The sequence below is a fragment of the Arthrobacter sp. NPDC089319 genome (assembly GCF_040684925.1).
In the GTDB taxonomy this organism is placed as follows: Bacteria; Actinomycetota; Actinomycetes; order Actinomycetales; family Micrococcaceae; genus Crystallibacter.
Genome location: NZ_JBFBGZ010000011.1, coordinates 16,136 through 39,151, shown reverse-complemented (window position 1 = coordinate 39,151; position 23,016 = coordinate 16,136). Strand labels below are relative to the sequence as shown.

The window sequence follows — 23,016 nt, the reverse complement described above, 5'->3', positions numbered from 1 at the left end:
ATTGCGGAGGTTGCCATGAGCGATGTCGAGAACGTGGACGTCAACAGCGTAGGCGGCGACGCCACCATTCTGGACGTGCGCGAGGACTATGAATGGGAAGCCGGGCACATCGCCGGCGCGGTGCATATCCCGCTTAACGAATTGCCGGTGCGCCTGGAGGAGCTGGATCCGGACGTGGACCTGCACGTGGTGTGCCGCAGCGGCGGCCGCTCCTTCCGGGCCACGGAATGGCTGAACTCGAACGGATATTCCGCCGTCAATATCCACGGCGGCATGGGGGCCTGGCTCGATGCGGGCAAGCCCATCGTGTCGGAGAACGGGCAGGAGCCTCGGGTCCAGTAATGACCAGCGTCTACACCTTCCTGGGGCCGGAGGGCACCTTTACCGAAGCTGCCCTGCTCCAGGTCGCCGGGGCCGAGGCCGTGCATCGGATCCCGGCGTCGAACGTGGAGGCCGCCCTGGACGCGGTCCGCTCGGGCGAAGCCAGCGCGGCGATGGTTCCGATCGAGAACTCGGTCGAGGGCGGCGTCAGCGCCACGTTGGACGCGATCGCGGGCGGTGAACCGCTGCAGATCATCGGCGAACAGCTGGTGCCCATCCGGTTTGTACTGGCAGTCCGGCCCGGGACGGAGCGCCAAGGGATCTCCGTGGTCTCCACCCATCCGCATGCGTGGGCCCAGTGCCGCACCTGGTGCAGCGAAAACATTCCGCAGGCGGCATATCTTCCGGCGTCGTCCACCGCCGCGGCCGGGGTAGGGCTGCTGGACCCGGCGCCCGGCCACCAGGCCGCGATCTGCTCGCCGCTGGTCGCCCAGCAACGTGGCCTGCAGGTTCTCGCGGACGACATCGGAGACATTCCCGACGCCGTCACCCGCTTCATTCTGGTCAGCCGGCCCGGAGTTCTGCCCGCGCCGACCGGAGCGGATAAAACCACGCTGGTGGTGCCGCTGCCACAGGACCACCCGGGGGCGCTGGTGGCGATCCTGGAGCAGTTGTCCAGCCGGGGCGTCAACCTGAGCAGGATCGAATCCCGGCCAACCGGGCAGTTCCTCGGCGACTATTTCTTCAGCCTGGACGCGGAGGGGCATCTGGCTGAGGAGCGCGTGGCGGACGCGGTGCGCGGGCTGCACCGGCTCAGCCCGGGGCTGAGGTTCCTGGGCTCCTATCCGCGCGCCGACCGCCGCGGCCACACAATCCCGCGCAGCAACCGGGACGAAGCGTTCCTGCGGGCCGACGGCTGGGTCAGGGAACTGCTGCAGGCCCGCTGAACACCGGCGGCCGGGGGTATCCGCTGGTTGTTATGGTCAGTATGCTGAGGAAAACTGACCTCGGGACCACAGATCGGAGCAGCATGACACAGCACAACGATAGGGACCAGTACCAGGATGGGGAGCCGACCCCGGAGGAAGCGCTGAACCAGACCGCCAGCGAGAACCGCGCCGGTGACCTCGGGGACCAGGGAAATGACCTGCGCTTTGCCGAGGAGCAGCAGTTGATTAACCAGCAGGCGGCCGGCGAATTCCCGGTTCCCGCGGAGGAAGACCTGCAGCAGCCGGACGCCGAGATCCCGGCCCTCGAAGCGGACGAGCAGCCCATCGACATTCCGGGCGAAGAGCTTCACGACACCCACGAGGCCGACGCCAGCGACGATCCGCTGAATGCCGGCGGCGACGACACCTAAGCCGCCCGGTTTGATCTCCCCCGTGCCGGCAGCGGCTGCACCCGTCTATGCGGCGGGGCGGGCGCTGTCGGCGGAGGGGATCGCCTCCGTTCGTACCGCCAGCGACCGAGGCCTGACCTCAACGGTCAGCGACGTGACCGGCCCCGAGGGGTCGCCGTCCAGCTGGGTGCCCATCGGGTCGTGCGCGGTAATCCGGACCGTCCGTCCGCGGTGGTATTCGATCACCGGAATCGGCGCAGCGTGCCGGACCAGGGTCTTGGCAGCGATCCACAGCCAGCCGACCACGCTGCGCGGGCTGAGCACCACGATGTCTATTTCGCCGTCGTCAATTTCCGCGGTGGGGATGAAATCGATTCCCGCCGGAAGCTTCCCGCAGTTGGCCAGCAGGATGCTGCGCACCTTGCGGGGCTGGGCGGGGCCGCCGTCGATACTGACCATGACCCGCTTGCGCTGACCCGCCAGGTGGCGGACACCGGCTTCCGAGTAAGCCACCCAGCCGAACCGGCGTTTGAGGTCGTCCCGGGTGTCGGCCAGCACGTCCGCATCCACCCCGATGCCTGCGATCACCAGGAAACTGTCCTCGACGCGCATCCCCGTGGCCTCGTTCTCCAAGGTGATGTCCGCGGTATCGATCTTCCGGATCACACCGTGCAGCGCCACGTTGATGTTGGCCTGCAGGGCACTGGGTTCCAGACCCAGGTTCCGCGCCAGCAGGTTTCCGGTGCCCAGCGGCAGCACTCCCATCGGCACCTGGGTGCCGGATAATTCCGAGGCAACCACCCGAATGGTGCCGTCCCCGCCGCCGGCAATAACGACGTCGGCCCGCTCCTCCAGGGCGCGTTTTGCCTGCCCATGGCCCGGGTCGTCCGGGGTGGTTTCCAAGACCAGCGGAGCACTCCAGCCGGCGGCCGCGCAGGCCGCCTCCACTTGGCGGCGGGCCTCGGCCGCCCCATTCTTCACCGGGTTCAGGATGAACACCACGCGTTGGTCGGGCAGGACCTCAGTCGGCGCGGGATCGGCCGGCCCGGCTCCCGGCCGGCGCCGGGAGGCCCGGCGGATGCCCAGCCAGATCACCACAAAGGCGGCCGCCGCTGCGGCCAGGGTGAGGGCAAGTATCCATTCGGCAGGCATCGTGCTCATAGCTTATCCAGCGCCGCACCGAGGGCGGCCCGCGGGACCGGAGGCAGAGCCGGGCGGACCGGATCGAGGGCGGAAGGCCTTTTTCGGTACCCTTAGCAAGTGATCGATGTAAACGAACTCCGCGCCAATCCAGAGATCTTCCGTGCCTCCCAGCGCGCCCGGGGCGCCGACGAGTCCGTCGTCGATGCCGTCATCGCCGCCGACGTGGCACGCCGGGAAGCGATCAACCGGTACGAGGGACTGCGTGCCGAACAGAACGTCTTCGGCAAGAAGGTGGCGCAGGCCAAGGGCGAGGAGAAGGCTGCGCTGCTGGCGCAGGTCAAGGAACTGGCGGCATCGGTCAAGGAGGCGCAGGCGGCATCGGACGCCGCGCAGAACCAGCAGGAGGCGCTGCTGCGCAGCATCCCCAACCGGATCGAGGACGGTGTTCCCGCCGGCGGCGAGGAAGACTTCAACGTGGTCAAGACGGTCGGCAAGCCCCGCGATTTTGGTCCGGACGGCTTCGAGCCGAGGGACCACCTGGCCATCGGCGAGCTGATCGGCGCCATCGACATGGAACGCGGGGCCAAGGTCTCCGGTTCCCGCTTCTACTTCCTCAAGGGAGTGGGCGCCCGGCTGGAGATCGCGCTGATGAACATGGCGCTGGACCAGGCCGTGTCCAATGGCTTCATCCCGATGATCACCCCCACGCTGGTTCGCCCGGAAACAATGCAGGGCACCGGCTTCGACGTTGAGCACGACGACGAGATCTACCGTCTGGAGCGCGACAACCTGTACCTGACGGGCACGTCGGAGGTGGCTTTGGCGGGCTACCACGCGGACGAGATCCTGGACCTCTCCGCCGGTCCGACCCGCTATGCCGGCTGGAGCTCCTGCTACCGCCGGGAGGCCGGTGCAGCCGGCAAGGACACCCGGGGCATCATTCGGGTACACCAGTTCAACAAGCTGGAAATGTTCATCTACTGCCCGGTCGAGGAAGCCGCCGACGAGCACGCACGGCTGCTGGCTTGGGAAGAGGAAATGCTGGCGAAGGTGGAACTGCCCTACCGGGTGATCGATACCGCCGCCGGAGACCTCGGCATGAGCGCGGCCCGCAAGTTCGACTGCGAAGCCTGGGTGCCCACCCAGCAGGCCTACCGGGAGCTGACCTCCACCTCCAACTGCACCACCTTCCAGGCCCGCCGGTTGAACATCCGCGAACGCCAGGTCTCGGCAGAGGGCGAACGGAAGGGCACGCGGGCGGTCGCCACGCTGAACGGAACGCTGGCCACCACGCGCTGGATCGTGGCCATCCTGGAACACCACCAGAACGCCGATGGCTCGGTGAACGTACCCGCCGCCCTGCAGCCCTACTTGGGCGGCATGGAAGTCCTGCCGGTCCTCGGCTGAGAAACGCCTCCGCGGCCAGATCTCGGGCCGGTGGCGTGTGTTGCTGTTCCCCGTTCGTTCACCGGGGTGTCATTCGCCCGTAGAAAACTCCCTACCGGTCCGTAGCTTGGTCATGCTTCACTAGGTGGATGACAACTACAGCTGACAAAGCTCACGCTGGCATCGACGACCAGCGGATAGCAGCGAAAAACAAGACAGATCAGTCCAGTGCGGCCCGGCGGAAGAACTTCGTCGAGAACGGGGCCCGCAAGCTGGTGGCCTTGGACGTGGACGGCACCCTGGTCAACCATGACGGCCACATGAGCGACGCGGTGCGCGAAGCGGCCCGCGCCGTCGTCGACGCCGGCCACGAGGTGGTCGTGTCCACCGGGCGGTCGCTGAATGCGACGCTGCCGATCATCGAGTTGATCGGCATGACCAAGGGGTACGCGGTCTGCTCTAACGGCGGTGTCACCCTGCGGATCGACACCTCGCTGGACGCTGGCTACGAGGTGGAAGACCGAGTGACCTTCAATCCCGGCCCGGCCCTGCGCGTGATGCGCTCGAAACTGCCGACCGCAAAGTTCGCGCTGGAGGACGAAGAAGGCAACTTCCTGGCCACCGAGCGCTTCCAGGACGCCAGCTTCGGCATCGAAGCCAAGGGGGTGGACTTCGAGACACTGCTGGAATCCACGGCCGTGCGCGTGGTGGTCTCCAGCGCCGAAAACACGCCCGAGGAGTTCAAGGCAGCCATCGATACCGCCGGGCTCAAGGGAGTGACCTACTCAGTGGGTTGGACCGCCTGGCTGGACATCGCCGCCAATGGCGTCACCAAGGCCAGCGCACTGGAAGCGCTGCGCCGAAAGCTGGACATTGAGCCGTCGCACACGGTGGCCATGGGCGACGGCCGCAACGACATTGAAATGCTGGACTGGGCCGCCCGCGGGGTGGCCATGGGACAGGCGCCCGAAGAGGTCATCGCCGCCGCCCACGAGGTCACCGGAACGGTGGAGGAAGACGGCGCGGCCCCCATCCTGCTCAGCCTGCTGGACTGATAACGGCTCGAACTGACCCTGCTGGACTGACGAGCCCGGTGCGGCAGCACCGGGCACGACGTTCTTGGTCGCGCCCGGCTTTGCCCGCCCTCGGAAAGCCCCGGCCTTGCCCGGCTTGGGGGTTTAGCCGACCAGCGAGACGCCCAGGCTGGCGAGGATGCCGAAGGCGGCCCCCCAGAGGGTGATCGAGACGATCTGCCAGAGGATCACCGCGTTCCTGGACGCTCCAAACGAGACCATCGCCGCGGAGGTGATCTGGCTGGGCAAGATCGTCTGGCCCAGCAGGCTCACGCCGGCCACCCCGTACTTGTCGAACTGTTTCCGCAATTTCTCGCGGCGGGGCGAAGGCTCCCGCGCCTCCTTGCTGCTGACAACCTTTGCGCGCATGTTGTGGGCGCTGAGCACGAAGACCAACATCGAGACGACGTTGCCCACAATGGCTGCGACGACCGCGATCAAGGGGTTGATGCCGGCGAGGACGCCGATCACTGATCCGAAGTAGGACTCGACGAAGGGGATCGCGGCGGCGAGGACCACACCTACCCACTGCAGGACGGTGGGTAGCGAAGCGGTGAAGTCTTGCAGTGCGTCGATCATTGGTGGGGCCTCTCAAGCTGGTTGGTGAATCGATTTATCAATTCTCCCAGCCTGAGCGGCCCGTATGCCTTCCGGCTGACGCCGGGCCTATAACGATTTCGCCCTGGATGGCGGAGGACAGAGGGCACCACCCCGCGGGGGAAGGCCCGTCGGCGGGCGTCAGGCTGCGCTGATCCCGAAGAGGCCGATGATCAGGGCCATGACCAGAAAGGTGACCAACTCGTGCACGATGTTCAGCACGGTCAGTCCGGCCGGGCGCCCCTCGAAGGCGTCATGGGTGACGAACCGGGCCGCGGTAAAGCCGGCCCACAGGATCACGGCGGTCAGCGCGGTGTTCCAGAGGAAGTTGCCGCCGTAGAAGTCCTGCGCAATCGCAGCCGAGCCCGCCAGCACCCAAGCACTGATGAAGCTGACTATGAGGGTGATGATGATGGGGCGCACGGCGTTCTTGCCTTCGCCGGGGCTGACCTTGGCGACCTTCATCCAGTAGTTGCCGAAGACCTTCGGTGTGTACCAGATGGACCCGACGACCATGGTGGAAATGGTGGCCACGATGACCGCCCAGACGTTAATTTCGGGGACCATGTGCACTCCTTTGTTCCACGCCACAGACGGGAGCCGCGGCATTCTTTTACGGAGTCTAAGCGCCGCAGGCGCTGTTGCGGTGCACGCGCGGCCGGTCAGTAGGGCAATGCGGCGGCCGGCAGGGACCGTGGCCCGTAGGCCAGGTCCAGCAGCCGGGCTGCTGCCGGCCGGCAGGCCCATTCCTCCACCCAGTGCGACCGGACCACGGCCTTGCTTACGGCCTGGCTGGTAATGCCCAACTCGTCGGCAATGAACTTTTGCTGGCCACGCGCTCCCGGCGTCATCAGGTCCAGGACCTTCCACTCCGCGTCGGTGCGGGTGGCGACAATCTGGCCGATCAGCCGCAGGACGGCCTCTGCTTCCGCGGCGACGTCCGCGTCCGGGCCGGAGACGGCCAGCGGGACGCGCTCGCCGGTTTTCTGCGCCCGGTTTACGGCGCGGCGCGCGTAGACCAGCCCGTATCCTTCGGCGTCCTTGATCTCCGACGGAAGTGGCAGCCGCAGTTCACCCACGCCGACGCCCACGTGCCAGCGCCGGCTGCGCAACGCGATCAGCGCGGCGTCGATGGCCGTGGACGCCTCCGCGACCGCGCCGATGGCCTCGTCGCCGACGGAGCGCTGGAACGGGATGGCTGCCGGCAGGTGGCGCAGCGATTTGATCAGCTCGGGCACCAGGTCGCCCACCTCGCGGGAATCGCGCTGGTTGATGGTGAGCACATACATGGCACCAGTATTGCCCCCACAACGACGGGAACAACCGATTTCGGTTGATGGCGTGTCCGGTGCGCCTTAACGGCAGGCGGTCCGGACCACCAAGGCCCGGACCGCAGTCGTTGTTCCCGCAGATACTCTGCGGCAGCGTCAATCAGACGTCGCGGCCCTGCGGCTCATCGGCGGCCGAGTCCTCGCCCTGCGCGGCAAAGCGCTGGATCGAGGCTTCCAGCTCGGCTTCGGCAGCGGCGCGGTCAGCCCAGCCCTCGGCCTTGACCCACTTGCCCGGCTCCAGGTCCTTGTAACGGGTGAAGAAGTGCTCGATCTCCTTGACCAGGAACTCCGGCACATCGGAGAGCTCCTGGATGTGGTCGAAGCGCTTGTCGGCCGGGACGCACAGCACCTTGGCGTCGCCGCCGCCGTCGTCGGTCATGTTGAAAACGGCGATCGGGCGGGACTCAACCAGCACGCCCGGCAACAGGTCGAAGTCCTGCAGCATGACCATGGCGTCCAGCGGATCGCCGTCCTCGCCCAGCGTGTCCTCGAAGTAGCCGTAGTGCGTGGGGTACTGCATGGAGGTGAACAGCACCCGGTCCAGGCGGAGGCGGTGGGTTTCGTGGTCGATTTCGTACTTGACCCGAGACCCCTTGGGGATCTCGATGGTGACGTCATGCTGCATGGCTTCGCTCCTTGGAGACGTTCAGACTTTTGGCTTCGGCGCCGCTGGTGCAACCGTTGCCCGGCGCCGACTACGCTTAACGATATCGGTCTTGCCTTCGCCCCCCGGCATCGGGGTTGCGCCGGGGCGAAAAGCAACAAACACAATCCTCGGGAGGGGCAGCATGGGGCGTGGTTTCCGTGTGCTCACCTCAGGGCTGCTGGCGGTGGTGTTCGCCGCGCTGGCAGTGCCGGCAGGATTCAACCTGGCGCAGGCCATCGAGTGGCCGGAGCCGCAGCCGGTGATCAGCACGCCGGCGGCGCAGCTGCCCCCCACCGAACTGGCTTCGCCGCCTGCGGGACCGAGCGGCACGGCGCCGCTGCCCGATCCGGCAGCGTTAAAGCCCGCACTGGACAAGGCCCTGGCATTCGACGGCGCCGGCAGCTTTTCGGGGACAGTCACCGACGCAACCAGCGGCGAGTTGCTGTACAACAAGGGCGCCGCCCACCCGGTGATTCCGGCGTCGAACCTGAAGACATTCACCGCCGTCGCCGCGCTGGAATCGCTCGGTGCGGACCGGCGGCTCAGCACCACGGTCAAGCGCGGCGGCAATCCGGGTGTCCTTTATTTGGTGGGCGGCGGCGACGTCCTGCTGGGGGCCGGGGAATCACGGCCCGGCGCGGTCTGGGGTGAGGCCGGGCTGGCAACGTTGGCCGCCGAAGCAGCCGGGAAACTGGCCGCCAGCGATTACACGGGTGAGCTGACCGTGGTGGTGGACGATTCGCTCTACTCCGGGCCGGCCATCAGCGCCGCCTGGGATCCGGGCGACGTGAAGAACGGCGAGATTGCCCCGGTTTACCCGCTGGGGATGTACGCCGGGCGGGATCAGGCCGACGGCGGGGGCGACCTGGTGGCCGACGCGGCCGGCCTGGCCGGGACGGCCTTCCGGGATGCGCTGGCCCAGGCCGTAGCCGGAAAGGATTTCACGGTGTCGGCGAAGGTGGGCCGCGATGCGGCACCGGCGGACGGGACCGTGCTGGCCGAGGTGCAGTCCGCACCCGTCGCCGGCCAGGTGGACTACATGATGCAGCACTCGGACAACTACCTGGCTGAGGTCATGGCACGGAACACGGCCGTTGCCGTGGGGAAGCCGGGCAGCTTCGGCGGCGGCACCGAGGCCGTGCGGGAAGCGGCCGAACGGCTGGGCATTCCGGCGAAGGGGATGGTGCTGGCCGATGCCAGCGGACTCTCGATGAAGAACCGGGTGAGTCCCGCCCAACTGGCCGCTGCGGTCACGCTGATCGCCACTGCCCAGGACGCGGACCTCCGGGCAGGCATCGGTTCGCTGCCGATCGCAGGCCTGACCGGAACGCTGTCCGGACGGTATCTGGACGCCAATGCCGGCGGCGCCGGTCTGGTCCGCGCCAAGACCGGCACGCTGAACTCGGTGACGTCGCTCAGCGGCTACGTGGCCAGCGCGGACGGCCGGCTCCTGGTCTTCGCCTTTGTGGCCAATGGGCTGGACGGTTCGATCGACGCAGCCCGCACCGCCGCCGACCGGGCCGCGACGGTCCTGGCCGGCTGCGGCTGCCGCTGACCGGGCACCGATTCGCGGGCCGGCCGGTAGTGACCGGCTTGCCGCTGATGTGATCTGATGGGACGCATGGACAGCAGCGCACCCACCCCCAGTGAATCCGGCGCCTCCCCCGGACCGCCCCCGCGGCTGGTCAACTGGGAACTGGCCGCCTCCACGGCAGCCAAACTGACCCCGGCCGGCCCACGGATGAAGGGCGCGGAGATCCGCGCCGCCGTGGATGAGCTGCGCCGCCTCGCCGAGCAATCGGTGGACCACGTGCACCGCATCACCGGGCTGGATGCCGCCCGCGACCTGCGTGATTCCGAGGTGCTGATCATCGACCGCGCGGCCTGGTCAAAGGCCAACGCGCGGAGCTTCGAGGTCATGCTGGCCCCGGCCATCACCGCGCTCGCCGAGAAGCGCCCGGACCAGCTCAAAAGCGCCACCACGGCCGTGGGCAGCGCCATTACCGGCACGCAGATGGGTGCCATCCTCTCCTTCCTCTCCAGCAAGGTGCTGGGCCAGTACGACCCGTTCTGCTCGCTGCTGCCCGGCGGACCCGCGGCCGGCCGGTTGATGCTGGTGGCGCCCAACATCGTGGCGGTGGAACGCGAGCTGAATGTGGTGCCGGCCGACTTCAGGCTGTGGGTCTGCCTGCACGAGCAGACGCACCGGGTGCAGTTCGCTGCGGCGCCCTGGCTGCGCGACCACATGATGGAGCAGATCGGCGAGCTCTCGTCGTCGCTGGTGGAAAAATCGGACACCCTGGGCGAGCGGCTGCAGCAGGCCGTCAAGGCCGCCTTGGCCGCGACAAAGGACAGCGGGAAGGACGACGGCGGAGCGCCGGGTTCGTCGCTGAAGGGTTCCGTCCTGGAGCTGATCCAGGGACCGGAGGAGAAGGCGGTCTTCTCGCACCTGACGGCCGTGATGAGCCTGCTGGAGGGCCACGCCAACGTGGTGATGGATGCGGTGGACTCCTCGATTGTTCCGACCGTGAAGACGATCCGCCAACGGTTCAACGCCCGCGGCCAGAGCCGCGGCGCGCTGGAGAACTGGATCCGCAAGCTCATGGGTCTGGATGCCAAAGCGCGGCAGTACTCCGACGGCGCCAAGTTTGTCCGAGCCGTAACCCGGCAAGTCGGCATGCAGGGCTTCAACGCCGTGTGGGAGCGTCCGGAAAACCTGCCCACCGAGGAAGAGATCCACCATCCCGACCTGTGGATCAGCCGCATGGACCTCAGCCGCGCATGAGCGGTCTGGCAGCGGGCCGGCGCAAGCCCCGGCTCCATCCGCAGGTGGGGGCCGTCCGGCACCAGTTGCGCCGGGCGCTGCAAGAGTTCGGGCCGGCACCGGCCACCGCTGACTCCGCCGAAGCGCCGCTGTTGCTGGTGGCCTGTAGCGGCGGGCCGGATTCGCTGGCCTTGGCCATCACGGCCGAATTCTTCAACCGGCCCGCGCGCAACGGCATCCGCCCCTACCGGGTGGGAGCCGTCGTCGTAGACCATGGATTGCAGGCGGGCAGTGCCGAGGCGGCCGAGGGGGCGCGGCTGCAGCTCGAATCGCTGGGCCTGGCGCCGCTTCAGGTCCGCCGTGTGAGCGTGGAATCGGCCGGGATGGGGCCGGAGGCCGCCGCCCGGACGGCCCGCTACGCGGCCTTGGATGCCGCGGCGGCGGAATTCGGCGCGGCCGCGGTCCTGCTGGGGCACACCCTGGACGACCAAGCAGAGCAGGTCATGCTGGGCCTCGGGCGCGGGTCCGGCACCCGCTCGCTGGCCGGCATGCCGGTGAAACGAGGACCCTATCTGCGTCCGTTTTTGGCCCTGCGCCGGCGGGATACCGAGGAAGTCTGTGCCCTGGCCGGGCTGCAGCCCTGGCACGACCCCAGCAACACGGATCCGCGCTTCATGCGCTCGCGGATCCGGACCCGGGTGATGCCGTTCCTGGAGGAGGAAATGGGCCCCGGCGTGGCGGAGGCGCTGTGGCGTTCCGCCCAGATCCTGGCCGCGGATGCGGAGTACCTGCAGGAGCAGGCTGCCGAAGCGTACCGCCGGGTGCGGCTCGTGACGCCGGACGGAGTGGAGCTGCAGCGCGACGGCATGGAACAGCTGCCGGCCGCGATGAAGCACCGGGTGATCGCCTTGGCCGCCGCGGAGCTGGGCGGCGAGAATCCCAGTTACGAACGGCTGCAGGCGGCCGAGACGCTGCTGCGCCGCCACGGATCGGCCGGCCCCGTGCAGTTGGCCGGATTCGTCAGCGTCTACCGGCGGACCAATGCCAATACGGTTCCCCAAGATGGCACCGGCTATGGCAATCTTGTGTTGAGAGCAACTGGCCGCAGCCCCGGTCAGTCAGACCGCTAGACCCGGGAGCAAGTGGTGGATTCCAACGACGTCCAGGCAGACCTCAAGCACGTCCTCTACACCAAGGAGCAGATCCAGCAGCGCGTTGCCGAGCTGGCTGCCCAGATCGATAAGGATTATGAAGGGCGCGATCTGCTGATCGTCGGCGTCCTCAAAGGCGCGGTGATGGTCATGGCGGACCTGGCGCGTGCCCTGCACAGCCACGTCAAGATGGACTGGATGGCCGTCTCCTCCTACGGCTCCGGCACCCAGTCCTCCGGCGTGGTGCGGATCTTGAAGGACCTGGAGACTGACCTGATGGGCAAGCATGTGCTCATCGTGGAGGACATCATCGACTCCGGCCTGACGCTGTCCTGGCTGAAGACCAACCTGATTTCCCGCGGCCCGGCCAGCGTGGAAATCTGCACCCTGCTGCGCAAGCCCGATGCCGCCAAGGTGGAGATCGACGTCAAGTATGTCGGCTACGAGATCCCGAACGAGTTCGTCGTGGGCTACGGGCTGGACTACGCCGAGCGTTACCGCAACCTGGACTTCATCGGGACGCTGGCGCCGCACATTTACGAATAACCGCTGCACCGTCTTTGTGCAGGCCACGCTACGCCGAGAGGGAACTAATCGGCTCCGCCGAGCGTGAATGAAGACGGACGGTGTATAGCTTTAGTAGCCCACCGGGCTGCCATCACGCGCGGACAAGCAGGAGGGACGGGCGCAAGCCCCCAAGTCGCATGAAATTGAAGAACCTTTTCAAGGGACCAATCATCTGGATTGTCCTGGTCTTGGTCATCCTCTTGATCGCCGTGCCAAACCTGGCCGGCCCGCAGTCGTCGCGGGTCGACACCAGCGTGGGACTTTCGCTGCTGCAGGACAAGAAGGCGGAACAAGCCCGGATTAACGACGGCGCGCAGAGCGTCGACCTGACCCTGCGCGACGACTTGGTCATCGACGGCGCCAACAAGGGCAAGTCCGTTACCTTCTTCTACAGCCGCGACCGCGGACCGGACATCGTGGATGCGATCAACGCCTCCGGGGTGGACAACTTCACCGACCAGCCGGTGGAGAACAACTGGTTCATGAGCTTCATCAGCCTGATCCTGCCCATCCTGATCATCGGCCTGATCTTCTGGTTCCTGCTCTCTCGGATGCAGGGCGGCGGCTCCAAGGTCATGCAGTTCGGCAAGTCCAAGGCCAAGCTGATCTCCAAGGACATGCCGCAGGTGACCTTTGCCGACGTCGCCGGCGCGGACGAGGCCGTCGAGGAACTGCACGAAATCAAGGAGTTCCTCTCCGAGCCTGCCAAATTCCAGGCCGTGGGGGCCAAGATCCCCAAGGGCGTGCTGCTCTACGGTCCGCCCGGCACCGGCAAGACCCTGCTGGCCCGCGCCGTGGCCGGCGAGGCCGGGGCGCCGTTCTTCTCCATCTCCGGTTCGGACTTCGTGGAGATGTTCGTGGGCGTCGGCGCCTCCCGTGTGCGTGATCTGTTCGAGCAGGCCAAAGCCAACGCGCCCGCCATTATCTTCGTCGACGAGATCGACGCCGTCGGCCGGCACCGCGGTGCCGGCGTGGGCGGCGGCAATGACGAACGCGAGCAGACGCTGAACCAGCTGCTGGTGGAGATGGACGGCTTTGACGTCAAGACCAACGTCATCCTGATTGCCGCCACCAACCGCCCGGATGTGCTGGACCCCGCGTTGCTGCGCCCCGGCCGCTTCGACCGGCAGATCGCCGTGGAGGCCCCGGACCTGGAAGGCCGCCATCAGATCCTGCAGGTGCACGCGGCCGGCAAGCCGATGGCCCCCGGTGTGGACCTGAAGTCGCTGGCCAAGCGTGCGCCCGGGTTCACCGGCGCAGACCTGGCCAACGTGCTGAACGAGGCCGCGCTGTTGACCGCCCGCTCCAACGCCCAACTGATCGATGACCGGGCGCTGGACGAAGCGATCGACCGTGTCATGGCCGGCCCGCAGAAGCGCTCGCGCGTGATGAAAGAGCACGAGCGAAAGATCACCGCGTACCACGAAGGCGGCCACGCGCTGGTCGCCGCGGCGCTGCGCTACTCCGCGCCGGTCACCAAGGTCACCATCCTGCCCCGCGGCCGCGCCCTCGGCTACACCATGGTGGTGCCGGAGGAGGACAAGTACTCCGTGACCCGCAACGAGCTGCTGGACCAGTTGGCCTACGCCATGGGCGGCCGGGTGGCGGAGGAAATTGTCTTCCACGATCCGTCCACCGGCGCCTCGAACGACATTGAGAAAGCCACCGGCACCGCCCGCCAGATGGTCACCCAGTACGGCATGAGCGAACGCGTCGGTGCCGTGAAGCTGGGCCAAGGCGGCGGCGAGCCGTTCCTGGGACGCGACATGTCGCACGAACGCAACTACTCGGACCACGTGGCGTTCGTGGTGGACGAGGAAGTTCGCCGGCTGATCGACGACGCCCACGACGAGGCCTATGCGATCCTGACCGAGAACCGCGACGTGCTTGACCGGCTGGCTCTGGCCCTGCTGGAGCGCGAGACGCTGAACCAGCGCGAGATCGCCGAGATCTTCCACGACCTGCGCCGCCGCGACCTCCGCGACGTGTGGCTGTCCAAGGAAACCCGGCCGGTCCACGACATCCCGCCGGTTATCTCGCGGCGCGAGCGGGAGGCCGCAGCCAACGGCCAGCAGGAAGAAGAAAGCCACGCGGCGGTGATTGTGGACCCGAATCCGGCCGGCGGGCAGCTGCCGGAGGACGACGGCCGCGGCGGCGTTCTGGGCACCAGCGGCTAGGATCGCATACGTGACCGAATACGATGACGTCGTTGCCGAACTGGATTTCGACCCGCAGATCGACCTGCCAAGGATCGAAAAGGCGGTGCGCGAGATCCTGATCGCCGTCGGCGAAGATCCCGACCGCGAGGGCCTGCTGGACACCCCGCAGCGGGTGGCCCGTTCGTACGCCGAGGTTTTTGCCGGATTGCACCAGGATCCGGCGGACATCCTCGGCACCACGTTCGACATCAACCACGAGGAAATGGTGCTGGTCAAGGACATCCCGTTCTATTCGACCTGCGAACACCATCTGGTGCCCTTCCACGGCACCGCGCACATTGGCTACATCCCGTCGCATGACGGTAAGGTGACCGGGCTGAGCAAGCTGGCCCGCCTGGTGGAGATCTACGCGCGCCGTCCGCAGGTGCAGGAACGCCTCACCACGCAGATCGTGGAGGCGCTGGTCAAGTACCTGGAACCCAAGGGCGCGATCGTCGTCGTCGAATGCGAACACATGTGCATGTCCATGCGCGGGGTACGTAAGCCGGGGGCCAAGACGGTCACCTCGGCGGTGCGCGGCCAGCTGCGCGAACAGGCCACCCGGGCCGAGGCCATGAGCCTGATCATTGGACGATAGCGAAGAGATAGAGACGGTAGAACTAGATGGATTCACTCGCCGCAGTCCCCGGAACAGGGCCCGCCACCTCGCCCCTGCCCGTGCTGCGCAAGGCACGCGCGCCGAAGAAGTTCGCGGACTTGCCCACCGACCGGGCCATCGTGATGGGCATTTTGAACGTCACCCCGGATTCGTTCAGCGACGGCGGTGAGCACGCCAACCGGGAGGCGGCGATCGCCTACGGGCTGAAGCTGCTCTACGGCGGCGCCGACATCATCGACGTGGGCGGGGAATCCACCCGCCCGAACGCCGATTCGATCACTCCCGAAGAAGAGCAGAAGCGGATTCTTCCGGTCATCGAGGCGCTGGCCAAGGCCGGCGCCCTGATCAGCGTGGACACCATGCACGTGGACACCGCCGCGAAGGCGCTGGATGCCGGCGCCGCCATCATCAACGATGTATCCGGCATGACCTTCGACCCGGAGATGCCGACGCTGGTGGCGGAGCGCAAGGTCCCCTACATCCTGATGCACCGGCGCGGCGATGCCCGCCACGCGGATCCGAAAGCGGAGTACCAGGATGTGGTGGCCGAGGTCCTCGCGGAACTGACGGAGTTGCGCGACAAGTTCGTCGCCGCCGGCGTCGCGCCGGAGCAGATCATTCTGGACCCGGGCCTTGGCTTCTCCAAGAACGCCGAGCACAACTGGGAACTGCTGCGTGCCACCGGGCAGTTCGCCCAGCTGGGACACAAACTGCTGGTCGGTGCGTCGCGCAAGCGGTTCCTCGGGTCCTTGCTGACCACCGCGGGCAAGGCCGCCGCACCCAAGGAGCGCGACCAGGCCACGCTGGCGGTCTCCGCGCTGGCCGCGGCCAACGGCGCCTGGGGTGTGCGCGTGCACGACGCCGGTGCCTCCCTTGACGCTGTCAAGGTCGCCGCCGCCTGGACCAAGTAGGGCGGGAGATGGCGGCAGGAATCCCGGCACGTCCGGACATCATCAAGCTCACCGGCATCTCCGCCGTGGGCTACCACGGCGTGCTGGAAGAAGAGCGCCGCAACGGTCAGCGGTTCACTGTGGACGTTGCGCTGCACACGGACATCCGGCCCGCGGCGGCTGGCGACGACCTGACCCAGACCGCCAACTACGCCGAGGTCGCGGACCAGGTGGAAGCGATCATCACCGGCGAGGCGCTGCAGCTGATCGAGACCCTGGCCGAGCGGATTGCCGACCACGTGCTGCGCACGTTCTCCGTGGCGGCCGTCGAGGTCACCGTGCACAAACCCCAGGCGCCCATCCGGGTGGAGTTTTCCGACGTCACGGTCAGCATTTACCGGGAGAAGCCATGAGCGTGCGCGCCGTCCTGGCGCTGGGCAGCAACCTCGGCGAACGCAGCGACACGCTCTCGCACGCCGTGGCGGACTTGGTGGACACCCCGCATGTGCGGCTCCGCGAAGTCTCGGCGGTGGTGCAGACCAAGCCGGTGGGCGGTCCCGAGGACCAGCCGGATTACCTGAACATGGTGCTGGAAGTGGAGACCGACCTGGATCCGCACCAGCTGCTGGCGCATTGCCAGGCGGTGGAGAACAAGCACCACCGCACCCGCGAAGTGCGCTGGGGTCCGCGGACGCTGGACGTGGACATCATCACCTACGGCGACCTGACCCTGGACGATGAAGACCTGGTCATCCCGCATCCGCGGGCGCATGAACGGGCCTTCGTCCTGGCGCCCTGGGCATGGATGGACTCGAACGCCACGCTTAACGGCGTCCCGGTGGGCGAGCTGGCGAAGGCGGCCGGGGACTTGGACGGCGTGGAGCCCTACGAAGCCGAACCGTTCGAAGCCGGGCAGTAGTGTCCGGCGGGGTGGGGGCTTCGTGAGGACCATCAGGTACCGCGCACTGGCGGCCATCGCCGTCGTCAGTGCGGTGCTGGGATGGCTGGGCAACCAGGTCACCGAGCGCAACGGGCTGCCGGTGCCGTTCCTGCATCTCTCCTCGCTGGTCACTATGGCGGCCATCGCCGTCTTCACGCTGGTGCTGGGCCTGAAGGTGCGCCGCTGGCGCAACGGCAAACGGGACAAGGAACTGAATCCGGTGCTGGCGGCCCGCACGCTGGTGTTGGCCCAGGCCTGCGCCTACGCCGGCTCGCTGATCTTCGGCTGGCACGCCGGCATCCTGCTGGACCAGCTGATCCTGCTGCTCTACCGGCCCGGCCTCGGTGCGCTGCCCTCCGTGCTGGCTATGATGGGCGGTGGCTTGATCATGGTGGTGATAGGGCTGGTGGTGGAGCGTTTCTGCAAGCTCCCGCCCGAAGACACCGACGCGGCCAAGGACAACGGAACCGAGGCCCAAGGCGAGGGGGAGTATGCCTAGCGAAGCGATCGACCCGGCCGGCATCAGCTGGATCCGGGTCTCGCCCAAGTACATCACTGTGGAACTGATCAGCTGGGCGATCTGGACAGTGGTTGAACTCGCCGTCCTGTCCGTTCCGCTGGTCCTGCTGCTGGCGGGCGTGTGGCCCGATTTCCCGGCCTGGCTCGCCTGGCTGCTGAGCGTGGGCACCCTGGTAGTCCGCCTCTGGATCGGATTGCTGATCCCTCGCCAGGTCAGGGCCATCGGCTACGCCGAACGGGACGAAGACCTGCTGATCCGGCGCGGCCTGTTTTTCCAGCGCGTGATGGTGGTGCCCTACGGCAGGATGCAATACGTGGATGTAGCCGTTGGCCCGCTCCAGCGCGCGTTCGGGCTGTGCTCGGTCAAGCTGCACACGGCCAGCCCGCAGACCAATGCCAGCATTCCGGGTGTGCCGGCGGCAGAAGGCGCCCGGCTGCGCGAACAACTCTCCGACCGCGGACAGGCAAGGCTGGCCGGGCTATGACCATTCCCGGCAGCACCGGGCAGGACCCGCTGCACGGGCAGGGGCCGGACACCTCCGGCGAGGTGGTGCCGGCCTCCCAGGGCGTGCCGCTCACTCCCGACAGCACCGGCAGCTGGCACCGCGTCCATCCCGTGTCCCCGCTGGTCCGGGGCTGGATCGCGCTGGCGGCCATCGCCTACTTCTTTGGCCGCGACTGGTTCGAGGCCGTGTTCCGCGGCGATGAGTTCTGGGGGCTGAGCGGCGGACGCGCGCTCTGGACCGTGCTGATCGTGGCCGGCATCGTCCTGCTGTTGGTGGCCGGGTTCTTCCTGTCCTGGTGGTACACCCGTTACCAAGTGACGGAGGAGCATGTCCGCGTGGACTCCGGCGTCCTGTTCCGCCAGCACCGCCAGGCCCGGCTTGACCGGGTGCAGGCGATCGACGTGATCCAGCCGCTGCTGGCGCGGATCTTCGGCTTGGCGGAACTCAAGTTCGAAGTGGCCGACGCCGGCGAATCCGCCGTGCGGTTGGCGTACCTGCCGCTGGCCTCGGCGCAGGAACTTCGCGCCACCATCCTGGCCCGGGCCGCCGGGCTGAGCAGCGAACCGGGCCATGCCCAGGAACCGGTCCCCGAGGCTCCCGAACAGCAGATTCTGGCCGTGCCGGGCAGCCGCATCGTCGGCGCGGCGCTGCTCTCCGGCACCACGGTGTTCCTCGCCATCATGCTGATTGCGGCGGGTGTGTCCACCTTTGTGTTCGATGCGGCGTTCGGTCCGGCCCTGCTGGTCCCCGCCGCGTTCGGTGTGGCCGCCGGCTACTGGTCAACCTTCAGCACCGGCTACAACTTCCGCGCCGCGGTATCCCCGGACGGCATCCGGCTGCGGTACGGACTGCTGGAGACCCGGGCGCAAACCGTTCCGCCGGGCCGGGTGCAGGCAGTGGAAATCATGCAGTCGCCGCTGTGGCGCTTCAAGGGTTGGTACCGGATGCGCGTGAACGTGGCCGGCTACGGTGTCAGCACGGAGAACTCCGGTGCCCGCACCACGTTGTTGCCGGTCGGTACGCGGCAGGAAGTCATGCAGATGCTGGCCCTGGTGCTGCCGGATCCGGGAACCGAGGATCCGTTCACGGTCTTCACCGCGGGGCTGGACGGGATCGCTGCCACGGACCACAACGACGGCGGTGCCTCCGACGGCGGTTTTGTCACCTCGCCGCGGCGCGTTCGCTGGCTCTCCTGGCTGACCTGGCGGCGGAACGGCTTTGCCGTCACCGGCACCGCGCTGCTGGCCCGCAGCGGTCGGCTGTGGCGCAGCCTCGCCGTGGTGCCGCACGAGCGGACCCAATCCATCGCGCTGCACCAGGGTCCGCTGGCCCGGCGACTGCACGTGGCCGACCTGCGGCTGCACACCACCACCGGGCCGGTCACGCCGGTGGTCTACCAGATCGACGCAGACACGGCCCGCAGGCTCTTCGACGAGCAGGCCTCCCGGGCCGCCGCGGCCAGGCGCCGCAGCCTTCCCGAGCGCTGGCTCGAAGCCAGACCGGAATCAACGCCCGAACCCAGCAGCGGACCCGAACCCGGAGCGGCCAGCGGGCACCCGGACGGCCAGTACGCACCGCAGCAGCAGGACGGACCCCAAACGGAGCAGGAGAGCCGCCATGGCGGGCAGCACTAGGCCCGGTCGGCTGGGCATTGGCGTGATCGGCGCCGGCAAGGTGGGAGCGGTCCTCGGCGCCGCGCTGCGCGGGGTCGGGCACGCCGTCGTCGGCGTTTCCGCGGTCTCGGAGGGCAGCAAGGAGCGGGCAGAGAACCTGCTGCCGGGCGTGCCGATACTCCAGATCCCGGAGGTTGTTGAACGGGCCGAACTGGTCCTGCTGGCGGTCCCGGATGATGCGCTGCCGGAACTGGTGGAGGGCTTGGCCGCGGCCGGGGTCTGGCAGCCGGGCCAGTTGGTGGTGCACACCTCCGGACGCTTCGGCACCGGTGTGCTCGCGCCGGCCCGGGCTAAAGGGTCCATCCCGCTGGCGATCCACCCGGCCATGACCTTTACCGGCATGAGCCTTGACCTGGCCCGGTTGACCGACTGCAGTTTCGGCGTGACCGCCGAAGCCACGGTCCTGCCGATCGCGCAGGCGCTGGTGGTGGAGATGGGCGGCGAACCGGTGGTCATCGCCGAAGATGACCGCACGCTTTACCACGCGGCTTTGGCGCACGCCTCGAACCACCTGGTGACCATCGCTGCGCAGTCCGCCCAACTGCTGGCCGAAGCCGGCGTGGAGCAGCCGGACCGGGTACTCAGCGCACTGATGCGGGCGTCCTTGGAGAACGCGCTGGCCTCCGGCGAATCGGCGCTGACCGGACCGGTGGCGCGCGGCGACGCCGGCACGGTCCGCAGCCACCACGAGGCACTGCTGAGCCGCGAAGTGGACGCGGGCAGCACCGACATCCGGCTGGCCTACGAAGCACTGGCCCGTGCCACGGCCCAGCGGGCATTGGAACGGGGCATGCTGAAGGAAGCGCAGGCCACCGAAATTCTTGACATCCTGGCCCAATCCAAACCGGAGGAGAAACAGTGACCCGTCCGCGCCTTGTGCAGACCCAAGCCGAGCTGAAGGACGCCACCACCGGGCTTCTGGCGCAGTCCGCGGCAAGCGGCCGGCCTTCGGTGGGACTGGTGCTGACCATGGGGGCGCTGCACGCCGGCCACGCCGCCCTGGTGAGCGCCGCGCGGCAGGCGAGCGACGTCGTCGTGGTTTCCATCTTTGTGAATCCGCTGCAGTTCGGTGAACCGGAGGACCTGAACCGTTACCCGCGCACGCTCGAGGCCGACCTGGACCTGCTGGCGGAGTGCGGCGCGGACGTGGTGTTTGCGCCGAGCGTGGACGAGGTCTACCCGGACGGCCTCCCGATGGTCAGGATTACTGCGGGGGAACTCGGCGGGAAGTTCGAGGGGGCCTCCCGTCCCGGCCACTTCGACGGAGCGCTCACCGTGGTGGCCAAGCTGCTGCATCTCGGCCTGCCGGCCGGTGACGCGGACTACCGGACGTTTTTCGGGCAGAAGGACGCCCAGCAATTGGTGCTGGTCAAGCGCATGGTGGCGGACCTGAACTTCCCCGTGGACGTGGTGGGGGTGCCGATTGTGCGCGACGACGACGGGCTGGCGCTCTCCAGCCGCAACCGGTTCCTCTCCGAAGCGGAGCGGGAGGCGGCGCTGGTGTTGTCCCGCAGCCTGGCGTACCTGCGCGGCCAGGCGGAGCGCCACGAACCGCTGGACATCGACGGCGCCCTGGCCATGATCGGCTCGGCGCCGCTGGTCCAGCCCGACTACCTGGAAGTGGTGGACCCGAAGACCCTGGAGCCGCTGGCCGTCAACTGCCGGGAAACACCGTTCACCGGCGAGGCCTTGGCGCTGGTCGCCGCGAAGGTGGGCCCGGTGCGTCTGATCGACAACGTGCAGCTGGGATACTGAGCCGGGAGGGTACTGGGCAGGGGCTCTGAGCTTGGGCGTTTGGCTGGCCCGGCCCGGGTACCGGTACCCTTAACTACCGTGACCCGCGAAAATACCCCCACCCCACATCCCGCAGCCGAGGCTGCCGACGCGTCCGAGCAGATGCGCATGCGCATGGCCAAGCGCGCCAAACTCCTGGAACGCGGTGTGGAGGCCTACCCGGTGGGTGTGGACCGGACCCATACGCTGGCCGAAGTACGTGAAAAGTACGGCCACCTCGAGGCGGACGAAACCACCGGCGACATCGTCGGGGTGTCCGGGCGCGTGGTCTTCATCCGCAACACCGGAAAGCTGTGCTTCGCCACCCTGCAGGAAGGCAACGGCACCCGGCTGCAGGCCATGCTGAGCCTGGCGAACATCGGTGAGGAAGCGCTTGCGGATTGGAAGGCGCTGGTGGACCTGGGCGACCATGTGTTCATCCGCGGCGAAGTCATCAGCTCCAAGCGCGGCGAGCTGTCCGTGATGGCCGAGTCCTGGCAAATGGCCTCCAAGGCGCTGCGTCCCCTGCCCGTGCTGCATGCCGGCCTCAATGAAGAGACCCGCGTACGGCAGCGCTACGTGGACCTGATGGTCCGCGACGAAGCCCGGCAGATGGTCTACACCCGGGCGGCCGTGATCCGTTCCATCCGGGACACCCTGCACTCCCATGGTTACGTGGAAGTGGAGACGCCCATGCTGCAGCTGATCCACGGCGGTGCGACGGCCCGCCCCTTCGAGACACACCTGAATGCCTTCAATCAGGACATGACGCTGCGCATCGCCACCGAGCTGTACCTCAAGCGAGCTGTGGTCGGCGGCATTGACCGGGTCTTTGAACTCGGCCGGATTTTCCGCAATGAAGGCGTTGACTCTACGCACAGCCCGGAATTCACCACGCTGGAAAGCTATGAGGCGTACGCCGACCAGTTCGTGATGGCCGACCGCATCAAGGAGATGATCCTTAATGTGGCGGACAGCCTGGGCACCAGAGTGCTTGAAACCCCGCAGGGCACCATTGACCTTAATGGGGAATGGCGCTGGCTGGGGGTCTACCCGGGATTGTCCGAAGCGGTGGGCCGGGAAATCACTCCGGAGACCGGTGGCCACATCCTGCGCGAAATTGCCGACGAGCACGGCGTGAAGATCGACCCGAAGTGGGATACCCAGAAAACCGTGGTTGAGTTGTTCGGCGAAATCGTCGAGCCCACCCTGCTGCAGCCGACCTTCGTCTACGATTACCCGCCAGCGGCGCAACCGCTGGCCCGAAACCACCGGGATAAGCCGGGGCTGATTGAGGCATGGGATCTCATTATCGGCGGAATGGAACGCGGCACCGCGTTCTCCGAACTGATTGATCCGGTGATTCAGCGCGAACGCCTGACCCAGCAGTCGCGGCTGGCGGCGGCCGGCGACGAAGAGGCCATGCAGTTGGATGAAGACTTCCTGCGCGCCCTCGAATACGGCGCTCCGCCGATGGGCGGCATCGGACTGGGCATTGACCGGCTGGTGATGCTCTTCACCCAGGTCGGAATCAGGGAAACCATTCTGTTCCCGCTGCTGAAGCCGGAGGTGGGTTAAGC

General features: G+C 67.5%; 25 protein-coding genes. 20 read left to right on the top strand and 5 right to left on the bottom strand.

The window, feature by feature from the left end:
• Positions 1–15 precede the first annotated feature (15 nt).
• The 3 genes from AB0N75_RS15500 (at position 16) to AB0N75_RS15490 (ending at position 1,681) form a co-directional block, all read left to right on the top strand.
• The gene (locus tag AB0N75_RS15500) at positions 16–342 is read left to right on the top strand and encodes a rhodanese-like domain-containing protein (RefSeq protein ID WP_364651725.1); all 327 of its coding nucleotides are present in this window, start codon (positions 16–18) and stop codon (positions 340–342) included.
• Positions 342–1,268, top strand: coding sequence for a prephenate dehydratase (gene pheA / locus AB0N75_RS15495; protein ID WP_364651723.1), 927 nt, complete (start codon positions 342–344; stop codon positions 1,266–1,268). The genes AB0N75_RS15500 and pheA overlap by 1 nt, the downstream gene beginning before the upstream one ends.
• An 83-nt stretch (positions 1,269–1,351) precedes the next feature.
• Complete coding sequence (locus AB0N75_RS15490) at positions 1,352–1,681, top strand: hypothetical protein (RefSeq protein WP_364651721.1); 330 nt, start codon at positions 1,352–1,354, stop codon at positions 1,679–1,681.
• A 45-nt stretch (positions 1,682–1,726) separates the two neighbouring features.
• On the opposite strand, the gene AB0N75_RS15485 is transcribed toward AB0N75_RS15490, so the two are convergent.
• Positions 1,727–2,821, bottom strand: coding sequence for a diacylglycerol kinase family protein (locus AB0N75_RS15485; RefSeq protein WP_364651719.1), 1,095 nt, complete (start codon positions 2,819–2,821; stop codon positions 1,727–1,729).
• 99 nt (positions 2,822–2,920) lie between these two features.
• Here AB0N75_RS15485 and serS point away from each other — a divergent pair, with 99 nt between their 5' ends.
• Positions 2,921–4,210, top strand: coding sequence for a serine--tRNA ligase (serS, locus tag AB0N75_RS15480; protein ID WP_364651717.1), 1,290 nt, complete (start codon positions 2,921–2,923; stop codon positions 4,208–4,210).
• 128 nt (positions 4,211–4,338) lie between these two features.
• On the top strand, positions 4,339–5,244 hold the full coding sequence (locus tag AB0N75_RS15475) for an HAD family hydrolase (protein ID WP_364651715.1): 906 nt from the start codon (positions 4,339–4,341) through the stop codon (positions 5,242–5,244).
• 123 nt (positions 5,245–5,367) lie between these two features.
• Here AB0N75_RS15475 and AB0N75_RS15470 read toward each other — a convergent pair whose 3' ends face one another.
• From AB0N75_RS15470 to AB0N75_RS15455, 4 genes are all read right to left on the bottom strand, one after another.
• Complete coding sequence (locus AB0N75_RS15470) at positions 5,368–5,841, bottom strand: hypothetical protein (protein ID WP_364651713.1); 474 nt, start codon at positions 5,839–5,841, stop codon at positions 5,368–5,370.
• 159 nt (positions 5,842–6,000) lie between these two features.
• Positions 6,001–6,426: a DUF1761 domain-containing protein gene (locus AB0N75_RS15465; RefSeq protein WP_364651711.1), complete on the bottom strand. Its 426-nt coding sequence runs from the start codon at positions 6,424–6,426 to the stop codon at positions 6,001–6,003.
• Positions 6,427–6,521: 95 nt separating this feature from the next.
• Complete coding sequence (locus AB0N75_RS15460) at positions 6,522–7,148, bottom strand: hypothetical protein (protein WP_364651709.1); 627 nt, start codon at positions 7,146–7,148, stop codon at positions 6,522–6,524.
• Positions 7,149–7,290: 142 nt separating this feature from the next.
• The gene (locus AB0N75_RS15455; RefSeq protein ID WP_364651707.1) at positions 7,291–7,815 is read right to left on the bottom strand and encodes an inorganic diphosphatase; all 525 of its coding nucleotides are present in this window, start codon (positions 7,813–7,815) and stop codon (positions 7,291–7,293) included.
• 163 nt (positions 7,816–7,978) lie between these two features.
• On the opposite strand from AB0N75_RS15455, the gene dacB reads away from it, so the two are divergent.
• The 15 genes from dacB to lysS all read left to right on the top strand — a co-directional run bounded on the left by dacB (position 7,979) and on the right by lysS (position 23,014).
• Positions 7,979–9,391 carry a D-alanyl-D-alanine carboxypeptidase/D-alanyl-D-alanine-endopeptidase gene (dacB, locus tag AB0N75_RS15450; protein WP_364651705.1) on the top strand — a complete coding sequence of 471 codons (1,413 nt, stop codon included), beginning with the start codon at positions 7,979–7,981 and terminating at the stop codon, positions 9,389–9,391.
• 66 nt (positions 9,392–9,457) lie between these two features.
• Positions 9,458–10,621 (top strand): zinc-dependent metalloprotease, encoded by a 1,164-nt coding sequence (locus tag AB0N75_RS15445; protein ID WP_364651703.1) that lies wholly within the window; start codon positions 9,458–9,460, stop codon positions 10,619–10,621.
• A complete protein-coding gene (gene tilS, locus AB0N75_RS15440) occupies positions 10,618–11,730 on the top strand; it encodes a tRNA lysidine(34) synthetase TilS (protein ID WP_364651701.1) in 1,113 nt (370 codons plus the stop codon). Before AB0N75_RS15445 ends, tilS begins: the two co-directional genes overlap by 4 nt.
• 15 nt (positions 11,731–11,745) lie before the next feature.
• Positions 11,746–12,297, top strand: coding sequence for a hypoxanthine phosphoribosyltransferase (gene hpt / locus AB0N75_RS15435; protein WP_353916673.1), 552 nt, complete (start codon positions 11,746–11,748; stop codon positions 12,295–12,297).
• Positions 12,298–12,455: 158 nt separating this feature from the next.
• Positions 12,456–14,495, top strand: a complete 2,040-nt coding sequence (gene ftsH / locus AB0N75_RS15430; RefSeq protein ID WP_364651698.1) for an ATP-dependent zinc metalloprotease FtsH — start codon at positions 12,456–12,458, stop codon at positions 14,493–14,495.
• Positions 14,496–14,505: 10 nt separating this feature from the next.
• Complete coding sequence (folE, locus tag AB0N75_RS15425; protein ID WP_364651696.1) at positions 14,506–15,114, top strand: GTP cyclohydrolase I FolE; 609 nt, start codon at positions 14,506–14,508, stop codon at positions 15,112–15,114.
• Positions 15,115–15,140: 26 nt separating this feature from the next.
• Positions 15,141–16,046, top strand: a complete 906-nt coding sequence (folP, locus tag AB0N75_RS15420; RefSeq protein ID WP_364651694.1) for a dihydropteroate synthase — start codon at positions 15,141–15,143, stop codon at positions 16,044–16,046.
• An 8-nt stretch (positions 16,047–16,054) separates the two neighbouring features.
• Positions 16,055–16,438, top strand: a complete 384-nt coding sequence (folB, locus tag AB0N75_RS15415) for a dihydroneopterin aldolase (RefSeq protein ID WP_364651692.1) — start codon at positions 16,055–16,057, stop codon at positions 16,436–16,438.
• Positions 16,435–16,944, top strand: a complete 510-nt coding sequence (gene folK / locus AB0N75_RS15410) for a 2-amino-4-hydroxy-6-hydroxymethyldihydropteridine diphosphokinase (protein ID WP_364651690.1) — start codon at positions 16,435–16,437, stop codon at positions 16,942–16,944. The genes folB and folK overlap by 4 nt, the downstream gene beginning before the upstream one ends.
• Before the next feature lie 22 nt (positions 16,945–16,966).
• On the top strand, positions 16,967–17,464 hold the full coding sequence (locus AB0N75_RS15405) for a DUF3180 domain-containing protein (RefSeq protein ID WP_364651689.1): 498 nt from the start codon (positions 16,967–16,969) through the stop codon (positions 17,462–17,464).
• A complete protein-coding gene (locus tag AB0N75_RS15400; RefSeq protein ID WP_364651687.1) occupies positions 17,457–17,969 on the top strand; it encodes a PH domain-containing protein in 513 nt (170 codons plus the stop codon). Before AB0N75_RS15405 ends, AB0N75_RS15400 begins: the two co-directional genes overlap by 8 nt.
• Positions 17,966–19,624: a PH domain-containing protein gene (locus AB0N75_RS15395; RefSeq protein ID WP_364651685.1), complete on the top strand. Its 1,659-nt coding sequence runs from the start codon at positions 17,966–17,968 to the stop codon at positions 19,622–19,624. Before AB0N75_RS15400 ends, AB0N75_RS15395 begins: the two co-directional genes overlap by 4 nt.
• Complete coding sequence (locus AB0N75_RS15390; RefSeq protein WP_364651683.1) at positions 19,608–20,525, top strand: DUF2520 domain-containing protein; 918 nt, start codon at positions 19,608–19,610, stop codon at positions 20,523–20,525. The genes AB0N75_RS15395 and AB0N75_RS15390 overlap by 17 nt, the downstream gene beginning before the upstream one ends.
• Positions 20,522–21,418, top strand: coding sequence for a pantoate--beta-alanine ligase (gene panC / locus AB0N75_RS15385; protein WP_364651681.1), 897 nt, complete (start codon positions 20,522–20,524; stop codon positions 21,416–21,418). The genes AB0N75_RS15390 and panC overlap by 4 nt, the downstream gene beginning before the upstream one ends.
• Positions 21,419–21,496: 78 nt before the next feature.
• Positions 21,497–23,014, top strand: coding sequence for a lysine--tRNA ligase (gene lysS, locus AB0N75_RS15380; protein WP_364651679.1), 1,518 nt, complete (start codon positions 21,497–21,499; stop codon positions 23,012–23,014).
• Positions 23,015–23,016 lie beyond the last annotated feature (2 nt).